General features: G+C 47.8%; 11 protein-coding genes. 2 read left to right on the top strand and 9 right to left on the bottom strand.

Annotated features, from left to right (window positions below):
- Nucleotides 1–91 precede the first annotated feature (91 nt).
- The 5 genes from mraY to aroC all read right to left on the bottom strand — a co-directional run bounded on the left by mraY (nucleotide 92) and on the right by aroC (nucleotide 5,190).
- Nucleotides 92–1,045 carry a phospho-N-acetylmuramoyl-pentapeptide-transferase gene (gene mraY, locus CJP46_RS15895; RefSeq protein WP_094596569.1) on the bottom strand — a complete coding sequence of 318 codons (954 nt, stop codon included), beginning with the start codon at nucleotides 1,043–1,045 and terminating at the stop codon, nucleotides 92–94.
- A 163-nt stretch (nucleotides 1,046–1,208) separates the two neighbouring features.
- Complete coding sequence (locus tag CJP46_RS15890) at nucleotides 1,209–2,477, bottom strand: ATP-binding protein (RefSeq protein ID WP_094596568.1); 1,269 nt, start codon at nucleotides 2,475–2,477, stop codon at nucleotides 1,209–1,211.
- A 101-nt stretch (nucleotides 2,478–2,578) separates the two neighbouring features.
- Nucleotides 2,579–3,277, bottom strand: a complete 699-nt coding sequence (locus CJP46_RS37410) for a CD3324 family protein (protein WP_306431051.1) — start codon at nucleotides 3,275–3,277, stop codon at nucleotides 2,579–2,581.
- 11 nt (nucleotides 3,278–3,288) lie between these two features.
- Nucleotides 3,289–3,993, bottom strand: coding sequence for a hypothetical protein (locus CJP46_RS15880; protein WP_094596567.1), 705 nt, complete (start codon nucleotides 3,991–3,993; stop codon nucleotides 3,289–3,291).
- 141 nt (nucleotides 3,994–4,134) lie between these two features.
- On the bottom strand, nucleotides 4,135–5,190 hold the full coding sequence (gene aroC / locus CJP46_RS15875; protein ID WP_094596566.1) for a chorismate synthase: 1,056 nt from the start codon (nucleotides 5,188–5,190) through the stop codon (nucleotides 4,135–4,137).
- 116 nt (nucleotides 5,191–5,306) lie between these two features.
- On the opposite strand from aroC, the gene CJP46_RS15870 reads away from it, so the two are divergent.
- On the top strand, nucleotides 5,307–6,197 hold the full coding sequence (locus CJP46_RS15870) for a LysR family transcriptional regulator (protein ID WP_094596565.1): 891 nt from the start codon (nucleotides 5,307–5,309) through the stop codon (nucleotides 6,195–6,197).
- Between the two features lie 21 nt (nucleotides 6,198–6,218).
- On the opposite strand, the gene CJP46_RS15865 is transcribed toward CJP46_RS15870, so the two are convergent.
- Complete coding sequence (locus CJP46_RS15865) at nucleotides 6,219–7,112, bottom strand: AraC family transcriptional regulator (protein WP_094596564.1); 894 nt, start codon at nucleotides 7,110–7,112, stop codon at nucleotides 6,219–6,221.
- Between the two features lie 109 nt (nucleotides 7,113–7,221).
- On the opposite strand from CJP46_RS15865, the gene CJP46_RS15860 reads away from it, so the two are divergent.
- Nucleotides 7,222–8,133, top strand: a complete 912-nt coding sequence (locus CJP46_RS15860; protein WP_094596563.1) for an EamA family transporter — start codon at nucleotides 7,222–7,224, stop codon at nucleotides 8,131–8,133.
- A gap of 103 nt (nucleotides 8,134–8,236) precedes the next feature.
- Here CJP46_RS15860 and CJP46_RS15855 read toward each other — a convergent pair whose 3' ends face one another.
- From CJP46_RS15855 to CJP46_RS15845, 3 genes are all read right to left on the bottom strand, one after another.
- Nucleotides 8,237–9,070: a carbohydrate ABC transporter permease gene (locus tag CJP46_RS15855; protein ID WP_094596562.1), complete on the bottom strand. Its 834-nt coding sequence runs from the start codon at nucleotides 9,068–9,070 to the stop codon at nucleotides 8,237–8,239.
- A gap of 2 nt (nucleotides 9,071–9,072) precedes the next feature.
- Nucleotides 9,073–9,966 carry a carbohydrate ABC transporter permease gene (locus CJP46_RS15850; RefSeq protein WP_094596561.1) on the bottom strand — a complete coding sequence of 298 codons (894 nt, stop codon included), beginning with the start codon at nucleotides 9,964–9,966 and terminating at the stop codon, nucleotides 9,073–9,075.
- A gap of 76 nt (nucleotides 9,967–10,042) precedes the next feature.
- Complete coding sequence (locus CJP46_RS15845) at nucleotides 10,043–11,374, bottom strand: ABC transporter substrate-binding protein (RefSeq protein ID WP_094596560.1); 1,332 nt, start codon at nucleotides 11,372–11,374, stop codon at nucleotides 10,043–10,045.
- Nucleotides 11,375–11,458: the final 84 nt, after the last annotated feature.

Raw genomic sequence — 11,458 nt, 5'->3', positions numbered from 1 at the left:
AACGGCAAAAGGATGGCCTTTTTCTTATTTCTAAAGAAAAAAAGCAGCAGTCCTCCCGACCGCTGCTTCCGCAATTTGATTCATCTATCGTTTAATGCATCAGGTACTTCCAGATCAACCAGCATATCAGCACACAAACCCACGAAATAAAACCGAAAATCATGACGATTTTGTTTTCGCTCCATCCGTATTTCAGGCTGAAATGGAAATGGATCGGGGTCATTCGGAATAACCGCAGCTTCGTCTTTTTATAATACCAAACCTGCAAAATGACCGAGAGCTGCTCTGCAAGATAGATAAAAAACAGGATCGGAATCAAAATTTCAACCTTTTCAATCACGGCCAAAACGGAAAGCGACCCTCCGATCGCCATCGATCCCGTATCCCCCATAAACGCCCTCGCCGGATAAATGTTGTATAGAAAAAGTCCAAGCAGACAGCCGATCATGACCAGCGAAAATGTCTGCACCTCAGGTTTGTCCGAGATCAAGAAAAAGAAAAAGTAAGTCGGGATCGCGACATTGATCAGCAGTCCGTCCAACCCGTCCGTAAAATTGATCGCGTTCGCAGAGCCCACCACAAACAGCAGCAGGATGGCCACATACACGTAAATAGGCAATTGCAGGTGGAATCCCTGAAATAACGCAATATCGCTCGTGATGCCAAACGAATGGAGCAATACGTACAAAAGAATGCCCGTAAAAATAAACTGAAGCACCAGCTTTGTTCGACCGGAAATGCCGCCCGGGTCTTGCCAGAAGGCCTTTTTGAAGTCATCGAGAAAGCCGACCGAACTGAACAACAGAAACGTAACGCATAAGAGTAACATGAGAGGTGCCGGTTGGGATTGCAGCGAAATCGCTACCCCGATCAGCAGGATTAATCCGGCCATCAGCGGCGTACCGCGTTTGGCTTGATGATCTGCCGGAAGCTCGGCGCGGATCGGCTGCGTCAGCTTCAACCTGCGCAAGGTCCAAATCAAAAATGGCGTCAATACGGCAACCAGAAGGAAAGACAGGCCGGAAACAGCCATAATTCCATACATATGACGAACCCCTTCTCTTTGAAAAATATGGTTTCCTTACATTATAAATAATTCGGATATGTAGACAAACATTCCCTCGAACTATAGATCACACTAAATTTATTAGTCTTTTGCCAAAAGCTGCCGAACAACATCCTCAATAGAAAATATGCAGCTTCCCCGGTTACTCGCCAAGCGCAGCGTCCCCTTTTTGGGTATAAAGCGGCAATGTGATCGTAAAAGTAGTTCCTTCCCCTTCCTTGCTCTCAATCGAAATATGTCCGTTCATCTCGCGTATGATATTGAAAGTCACCATGGTCCCCAGTCCCGTGCCCTTTAACTTGGTTGAGTAATAGGGGGATCCCAGCCGCTTGATCTGTTCTTTCGTCATTCCCACCCCGGTGTCCGAGATATAGATTCTAGCCTTTTTGTCGCTATCGTCCACGAAGTATTTAATGGTTAACGTACCTCCGTCCGGCATCGCTTCAACCGCATTTTTGCATAAATTAATGATGGCTTGCCTTAGCTTGGATTTGTCTCCGTAAATGGTACCTGACGAATGAAACTCGGTTACCATGGTCACATTTTGTAAATTAGCATATGAGCTCAGCACATGGGAGGTTTCCAAAAACTCTTCGTTCAGTGAAATCGGTTCAAGCTTCTGGTTTTGAGGTTTGGCTAATGACAAGTAATCGGAAATGATCGAACCCGCTCGATCCAATTCCACAAGGGTAATGAGGGAAAATTCTTTACGCTTCTGATCCGTTAAGGACGGCTCACCTAATAACTGAACAAATCCCCTAACGGTGGTTAACGGATTCCGTACCTCGTGAGCAACCGAGGCGGCGATTTCGCTAACGACCTTCAGCTTCTCGGCTTCGATCATTTCTTCTTGAATCTTGACGTCACGACGGACCATTTCCAATATGTACACTAAAATAACGGACATCACGCATTGCATCAGTACGATGGGCAGGGAAGGCAAAAACGAATCCAGGAAATACGTTGGATTCCCTTTAAGCACAAAATAAATATTCACGACGGTAATCCGTAAGAAAAAGCAAAGAGCAAACACGATAACCATCCGCCTTTTTAAATTTCCGCGGTTAAATGCTGGTATCGCAAAACAAACGAGCACTAACGTTGGCAGCAGAGTTAACGCATAATAAACAATATTAATATCACCCAATATTTGTCGATAGATCAGCGCACTGGCGAATAACAGTAACGCACTGTACAACCCGCCGTATAAGGAACCTACCACAAGCGGTATTCCCCGTAAATCCAAAACCGTGTTAAACACTTTGACAGGGAATGACATCGTAATGATCAGTGGTATGAGAAACAGCAAAAAATAGAGCACCGTTTTTTTCGATTTACACACGAATCGGTAGAAAATTAAAGGCAGCAAAACAATAAACACGTTGAGGATCAGGTTGGATTCAATATGCATTTTTCCAGTAGCCCCTTCGATTGTGGTAAATAAGCATTCTCGGGGTCCAGGATAAATTCCTTCTCATTGGAATGTAAATTTTCAACCATCCGTGCTCATCATCATGCATGATCAATAAAAAACAACACGTTCCCGTAAAGCTTCATGAACCTTTTATAATCCGTAGTTTCCTTTAAGATGATTACCGTCGGATAAGCATTTACTTTGCGCCGTTTTAATGCGGCTAATATTTCCTTCTGTTCGATGCAGTAAAATTTGCCCTTTACATACTCAACAAGAAGAGGCGGAAGATCAGCAGCCTGATCATCCGCTTCATCTGCACCGTCTTCCTCAAGCCCTATTCCATTCAGCTCGATGAGCCGTAAGGGAAATTTTACGACGCCAAAATAGGAATGCTTTTCTTCTATAAAATCATGAAGGTCAGGGGCGATTTGCCTTGTAAGCAGCAGATAGCATTGGCTCCATTCCTCCAGCAGCCCGTTACTCGCATATTGTACAGCCGAGTGTACAGTCGGAGCATAAGTGAGATGACCGTCATTTTTCTTCGAATAGATGATCTTTTTTATGGAATCCAGGGATAAAAAGTACTCGTCCGCAAGCTCCGAAACCGTCATTCCATTGGCATATTTATTGCGGATCATCCGATTACGCCTCTGCAATCGATCACGGTAACCGGTCGCTTCGCCCCAGCCCTTTTTTTCATCTCCCTTTGGAACATACAGCAGTTTCCCGGCCGCGTATTTTTGGATTTCTTTTAACAGTTCCTCAGGTATGACCTCTCCGGCATTTTCATATTTCATACGATCATCCTTTATAAAGCGTAAATTCGATCCTTCAGTTCGCTGATGGATTTCATGATGGACAAGCATGATTCCGTGTCATCGATCGACGCGTGCCACCGCAAAACATCGATTCCCTTATAATAAGCCATACATAAAAATCTTTCTTTAAAATCCGGAACGACGATGTTTCTTTTACCGCAATAATCGAATAACAATTCAGGTATGTTCAAATACGGCTTATTTAAGTCCATAATGGCAAAATCTAAAAGGAAATCGCATATGCCGGATCTGCTCCAGTCCGGGAACCCGACCTCCGATTTGCCATCGGTGATCATAATTTCAAAAAACGTATTATTATTCACTAAATAACGTCTGCCTTCACAATAATCGATTCTGGCTTCCATTTCCATCAAGTATTTTTCGACAAAGTCTCGATCTAAAAGCGTTGTATCGTAGAGTTCCTTCCAATGATACCAATATCCCTCCTGATCATCCGCAAATGTGTCAAGGAGGTACTCCCTGCAGGTGCTGTACTCCGTTTTACAATCTTCATTGAACTCACCGTAGCCTTCGACTCCCGCTATATCCGATGCACTGATTTCTAATATGCTGTCAAAAAACAATTCGTAGACATTGGCAAACTGCTGCGGATTTAACTCATCGGCGAGAAATCCGTTTGGTGTCATGCTCACCTGATCGGAAAGCATGGATTTAATGATATGATCCTTACTCATGTGCAGATCTCCTTTACATAAACAAATGATTGATGTTTCAGCGTCAGCTGCGCGCCCCTGATCTGTCGTCATCATAACATTGGTCATGTACCCGGAAATAGGCAATGAATAAGTTAACTCAACTTTACACTCGAAGGAGGACTAGTACAGCAGCGCCGCCTGTCTTTTAAAATGGTCTTCGATCACCATACAGGCCATGGCTTCAATCACGGGCACGACTCTAGGACAGATGCACGGATCATGCCTGCCGATGGTTGTGATTTCCCTTTCGTTTCCATCCATGTCCACAGTTCGCTGCGGTTTCGAGATAGACGAAGTCGGTTTCACCACCACCCGGAAAATGATGTCTGCCCCGGTACTGATTCCGCCGACAATCCCTCCGGCATGATTTGTTGTAAACCCGTTCTCGTCCATTTGATCGTTGTGCTCGCTACCCAGCATGGATGCTGCCCGGAAGCCGGTCCCGAACTCAATTCCTTTGATCGCGCCGATCGAAAGCATCGCTTTGGCCAGCTCAGCATCCAGCTTATCAAACACGGGTTCCCCAAGTCCTGCGGGAGCGCCGCTGATCCTGCACTCTACGATCCCGCCGCAGCTGTCGCCTTCTGCCGCGAGCTGTTCGATCCGCTCAATCATTTTTTCCGCCGCTTCAGGATCACATGCGCGAACAGGATTTCGTTCAATGGCATCCGGGTCGAATGTGTTGCAGCGGATTCCGGCGATCTCTGTCGTATAGGACATGACGGAGACTCCCCGCCGTTCCAACAATTTACGTGCAACCGCCCCGGCTGCGACCCGGCCCGCGGTTTCCCTCCCGGAAGCCCGCCCGCTGCCCCGGTAGTCCCGTATGCCATATTTCTTTTGGTAAGAAAAGTCGGCATGCCCCGGGCGAAACATATCTTTGATGTCATCGTATGCGGATGGGCGCATATCCGTATTGTTCAGCATGATGCTGAGAGGAGTCCCTGTCGTTCTGCCCTCAAAAACACCGGATAAAATGCGAACCTTATCATATTCTTTACGTGGTGTTGTGACCGAAGATTGTCCCGGCTTTCTGCGATCCATCTGAACTTGAATATCCTCTTCGTTCAGTTCAATGCCTGGCGTGACGCCTTCGATAATGACACCTATTGCTTCTCCATGCGATTCACCAAACGTAGTCATTTTAAACCGTTCACCAAAAGTACTTCCCGGCATAAAGATTCCCCCTCTATATAGATTGAACTATTGTCCTTATCTATTAGATTAGAGGTATACTTGTAATAAATGAAATTGTAATTTTCAACTCTTGCCATAGAATGGATTGATACCAAATGATGATTAACACGGAATGGTACCGAATTTTTCTTCATGCTTCGGAAAGCTTGAATATGACGAAAGCCGCGCAGCACTTAAATATGACCCAACCTTCCGTCAGTTATGCGATCAAACAGCTGGAAGAGGCTCTTGGGGTCAAGCTATTCGATCGTTTATCCAAGGGCATCCTTCTAACAGAGGAAGGGCATGCCTTGTACGATCAAGTCAAACAAGCTTTCGATACATTGGATTACGCCGAACATTACATGAAGCAGTTAGGACAATTAAACGAAGGGCGATTGCGCATTGGTGCGAATGGGGCGATCATCCGCGACTATATCGTTCCTTTATTAGATATTTTCCGTTCCCAATACCCCAATATTCGGGTCCAGGTATCACAGCAAAAGACCGGTCATATTTTGGAGCAGTTGAAGCAAGGATTTCTTGATCTGGGTTACGTTTATCTTCCTGTGAAGGATGAGGAGATCAAGGTAGTGGATTCATTTGTCTCGCCGTATTGCGTGGTGGCGGGGAACTCCTTTGCCTCTTTGGCAAAAGCCCCCTTGTCCGCTGCTCACCTGGCCGAACTCCCCCTTTTAATGCTTTCCTCGGGAAGTGCGACCCGCTCCTATATCGAGGCCTGGTTTCAAACCCAAGACGTGGAAGCGGCAGCCGATTTTGAACTGAACAGTTTGGATATGCTGGCAGAGTTTGCCGAGAGGGGTTACGGGGCAGCCATTTTGCCCAGGGCTTTTGTGGCTTCAAGCATAAAGGAAGGATCTCTATTGGAGCTTAACATGGAAGTTCCGTTACCGGACCGGAGTGTAGGTGTAGCTGTCAGAAAGCATTCATCTCCATCGCTTGCTGCAGAAGCGTTCCTCCATATACAAAGCAGCCGGTCCCTTTGACCGGCTGCCGCCGCGTTTCGATTACGATCTTGTTTCCATCTGTAGCTTCTTGTAAGCGAGCGGTGTCATATCCATCGATTTTCTGAATTTTTCTATAAAATAGCTGGTGCTGTTGAATCCAACGGCGTAGGCCACCTCTGTAACGTTAGAATCGGCTTGTTGCAGGAGGACTACACTTTTCTGAATTCTGTAATCGGTCACATAATTCAGCGGAGTCGTGTTCAGCATTCGTTTGAAATAGCGGCAGCATTCCGAGCGGCTCAATTGACCGGCCCTGGCAATATCATTCAATGCGATTTTTTCGGCGTAATGGATATCGATCCAGCTCAACATTTGCTTCATCCGCTGATTTTTCACCGCTTCCACCTGGTCGTATTTTAATTGAAAACCGTTCATGATCAAGTTTTTCCAAATGAACGTCAAATGCATCGTCATATCCATTTCAAAGTATGACGGTTTTTGTTGAATCCATTGATGAATGTCCGCCAAGGCACCTAAAATGTTTTTGCCCCAAGCCTGACTAGAATCGATGTATAAATAAGGCAGATTCGTCGCTTGAATATATGGTGCTACATACGTTGCGTAAAGCTCCCGCGATACGACAAACTCAGGGGAAACATTAAGACAGATATACACGCAGTCCGATTCGTTCCGATCTTCCGCCATGTGCAGGCAGCCGCTATTAATAAAGACCCCTTCACCTTGCCGAACGATGAGTTTCTCTTCATTGATTTGAAACAAGGCCTCCCCTCGGACAATCCGAACGAATTGTAATTCATCATGCCAATGAAGCGGAATATGCCCGTGTATATTTTGGCTGATCGTCGTTTCGTAGCATGCAACCGGAAGGACGACCGTTCGGTGCTCGGTTAATTCCTTTAAGCTTGGGCCAATCCTGAAATCTTTGATTTGCAAATGACCTCAACCTCAATATTCTTATATTTTTTCATCCGATTTCGGTATTTCAATCCGGATTTTCCACCTATTATAACACTATTATTACATTTAAGGCGGAGAATCTATCATGAATCAGACAGCTAGAAGTAAAGGATTATTTCTTGTCATCACAGGAGCGATATTTTGGGGAATCAGCGGCACCGTTGCCAAAAAGCTGTTTCAGCTAACCGCAATCGATGTCAACGGGCTGGTCACGGTACGCCTGCTCATTGCCGGTATTTTACTTTTAACAGCTCAATTTTTGTTCAAAGACCGCTCGCAAATCGTTGGCGTATGGAAAAGCAGGCGGACCGCTTTGAGGCTCACTGTCTTCGGGCTGGTTGGCATGCTTTCGGTTCAATATACGTATATGGCATCGATTCAACATGGAAATGCCGCGGTGGCAACGCTGCTGCAGTATTTAGCGCCTGTCATGATCATCCTCTATTTAATTTTGCTGAAGCAAATGGTTTTCACGCGAAAGGATTTGCTTACTGTGATCCTTGCTTTAGTAGGTTGTTTTTACTTGTTAACCAACGGTTCCATTTCGGAGTTCTCCGTACCGTCCACTGCCATTGTGTGGGGTGTTTTATCAGGAGCAGCCCTGGCGTTCTACACGTTGTATGCCGTTCCGCTTTTGAAGCATTACGATTCCCTCGTCATTGTCGGCTGGGCAATGATCATCGGCGGTTCCGGATTAAGTTTGATCCATCCACCTTGGCAAACCGACTTTAAAAGCTTATCGATCGACGCCTATCTGTTCTTAGCTTTCGTGATCCTGTTCGGCACCATGATCGCATTTTGGTTTTACATCGAAAGCTTACAAAGCCTTCCACCTAAAGAAACAAGCCTTCTGGGCACTTTGGAGCCGCTGGCTGCCGTGATTACAACGGTATTTTGGTTAAAAGAGCCTTTTGGTTTTTTCCAATGGCTGGGTACGGCGTGTATCATTAGACTGATTTTGGTATTGGCGTTGAATAAACGACCGCTTTCCCGCTAATATGAATTTTTCACCTATTGAAATTCTCGCATATACAACAAAAGAAAAACCGGCAAATTTGCCGGTACTCGCGGGCCGTGCTGCAGCTATTGCAGAAGCTGTTCTATCCTTTCACCGCACCGGCTGTCATACCGTCGATGAAGTATTTTTGGAAGGCCACAAACAGGATAAAGATCGGCAAAATCGAAAAAAACGAGCCGACGATGAGCAGGTCGTAGTTGTTTCCGTACGGCGTCAGCAGCGTCTTCAAACCGATCGGCAGCGTGTACTTGCGCGAATCGCTCAGTACCATGAACGGCCACAGAAAGTTATTCCAGCTGTTCATACCGTTGAGAATGGCCATCGCCGCGAAGGAAGGCTTCATGACCGGCAGAATCAGCCTGGCGTAAATGCCGTATTCGCTCGCGCCGTCAACCCTGCCCGAGGCGATAATCTCTTTCGGAATGCCGGACAGGTACTGCCTGAAGAAGAAGATTGTCGCCGCATTGGCGATGCCCGGCAAAATAATCGCCGAGTAGGAGTTCATCATGCCGAGGTTAAAGGTAAGCGTATATAAAGGAAGCAGCAATATTTCAAAGGGTACCATCATGATCAGCAGCACGCAGATAAAGAGCGTGTTTTTACCCTTAAAATCATAAGCGGCAAAGCCGTAAGCCACTGTGGCGCTGACCAGCAGCGTCAGAACGACCTGCACTACGGTCAGCAGCAGCGAGTTGAAGAACCACGTAAAATACGCGTGATCCCCTGTAAACAAAAAAGCAAAGTTGTCCAGGCTCATCACCGAGAGATCAAACTTCAGGTTCAAACCGTACCGGATCAGCTCTTCGCCGGGCTTGAAGGAAGCAAGCGTAATGGCGTAGAACGGCAGCAGGATCAGGAAGGCGATGACGGCGAAAATGACGACGAGGACGATGTTGAGCGCGGTATTCTTTTTCATCCCTAATCCTCCTTCTTAAACATGCCGGAGAACGCCAGCTGCGTCAGATTGATGATCATCGTGACGGCGAGCAGCACAATGCCGACCGCGGCGGCGTAACCGAGGTTGTTCTTCTCGATTCCTTGGCGATACAAGTAGCCGACGATGGTAAGGCCGATGTTTTTCGGCGAATTGTTGCCGTTCCACAGCATGAGGCTTTCGATAAACATGGCCAGTCCCGCATAAATGCTGATCGTGAGCACATAGATCGTGGTCGGCTTCAGCAGCGGCATCGTGATTCTCATAAATTTTTGGAATGCGGAGGCGCCGTCGATCGAGGCGGCTTCGTAGTATTCCTCCGGAATATTTTTGAGACCGGACAGGAAATACAGGATGTTGACCCCCGTCCACCGCCAGGTTGCCAGGGCGAGCAGCGCGACAAAACCGGTCACATGGCCTTTCAGAAATTTCACCGGCTCAATGCCGAAGACGCCGAGGACGCTGTTGATCAGCGACCCTTCCATCTCCCCGAACATCAGGCGGAAGATCGTCCCTGCTACCACCACAGAAGTCAGCGCGGGAAAGAAGAAAGCCGACTTGAAGAACTCGCGGCCCCACATCCGTTTGTTGTTGATCAGCACCGCCAGCAGCATCGGGAACGGGATCAGAATGACCAAGGTCAGCACCATATACAGCGCACTGTTGCCGATCGACTTCAGGAAGACGCTGTCTCCCATCAGCTTCTGATAGTTGTCCATCCCGGTCCACTCGGCCTCCTGGCCCAGAGTGACGTGCTGGAAGCTCATGCCGAACGAGCTGAGCAGCGGGTATACCCAGAACACCAGAAACACGGCGACAAAAGGGAACACGAACACGTACGGGGCGACCTTTTGCGAATACAAAAACCGCTTAATCATGTCTTTACTCCTTTCGGTTTGAAAAAGAGAGCCGCTCCCCGAAATGACAAGAGCAGCTCTGTTTCCGGCTTGCCGGCTATTTCAGTTCCTGTTCGATCTGCGCCTGCGCATCGTCAAGCGCTTCCTTAATATCCCGTCCATCCTCGAAAATTTCGTTGAGCGTCGTCGTATACAGCACGTTGTTGATCGTCGGCGAAGCCGGCGTTGATTTGATCAGTCGGATCTCCTCCTTGATATCGTTCAGCACGTCAAACGGGTTGTTGACGAAATATTTCACGAATTGGTTCTCCGGATTATGCGTAACGTCCTTCATATCCCACACGTCCATATTGATCGGGTCAAAGCCGAGCGTGTTCCAGATTTCAATGTTCGCATCGAGGGACAGCTTTGCGTATGCAATGAAATCTTTGGCCAGCTGAACGTCTTTGGCCGTTTTGGTCACGACGGTGCCGGTTCCGCCTCCGCCGTAAGAGCGCGGCATTCCTTTTTCCATGACCGGAATCGGCGCGAGTGCGATTTTACCGGAAAGGTCCGGCATGTAATTGGTGTAGCGCGACATCATCCACAGCGGCATAAAAGCCGTTGCGTATTTTCCTTCGTTAAACTCGCCGTAGGCTTCCTCGGTGTCCGGCTGCCCGCCGGCAATCGTGGCGATGACGTTGTTGTCCTGCAGGTCTTTTAGCACCTTCAAGCCTTTTACCATGGCGTCCGAGTTGACAACCGGGTTGCCTGCATCATCAGTAAAATCGCTTTTCTGCTGCGCCAGCATCATCGATGCCTCCCAGCCGGCGCTGGTATCCGCCGTGCCCATGTACTTGCCGGTCTTCTCGTACACCTGCATGCCCGCCTTCTTGAAATCGTCCCAGGTGACGATCGATTTGTAGTCCACCCCGGCTTCCTTCAAAATTTCGGTATTATAGAAAGCGACCGACGCACCGACGTGAGTCGAGAGGCCGTATACCTTTCCTTCCTTGCTGTACATATCGATCTGGGACTGGACGATGGTATCTTTGTAAGGCTCCACCGCGTCATTCAGAGGTTCCAGCTGAGGGGTGCCTTTCAAGAAATCGGGGAACTTACCGATCTCAATGTCGGCAATATCCGGTGCGCCGACGCCCGTCTGGACCGCAATGGAAAGCTTGTTGTGCATATCGTCATACGGCATGACCGTAACGTTCAGCTTGATCTGGCGGTCCGGGTTGGCCGCGTTCCATTTCTCCAGCATCTTCTTGAAATGCTGCCCATGCAGCTCCACAAACGTCCAGTATGACAGCTCGGTCGCCGTGTCGCCGGCTCCTCCGTCCAGGACGGACGTTTTGCCTTCCGCACTGTTGGAAGACTTGCCGCATCCCCACAACATCGTCGTCATGGTGACTACCAGCAGCAGCATCAGCCATTTTTTCTTCATATCCAGGATCCTCCCCTATTGTTCAATGATTTACTTGCCGCTAAGCACTTGCAGGACAAAACAAATCTGACTGACCAGGAACGA

Origin of the sequence: Paenibacillus sp. XY044, assembly GCF_002257645.1 — a bacterium.
In the GTDB taxonomy this organism is placed as follows: domain Bacteria; phylum Bacillota; class Bacilli; order Paenibacillales; family Paenibacillaceae; genus Paenibacillus_AQ.
Note: the sequence above shows the minus strand (reverse complement) of the source record. Positions and strands in the feature narration are given on the sequence as shown.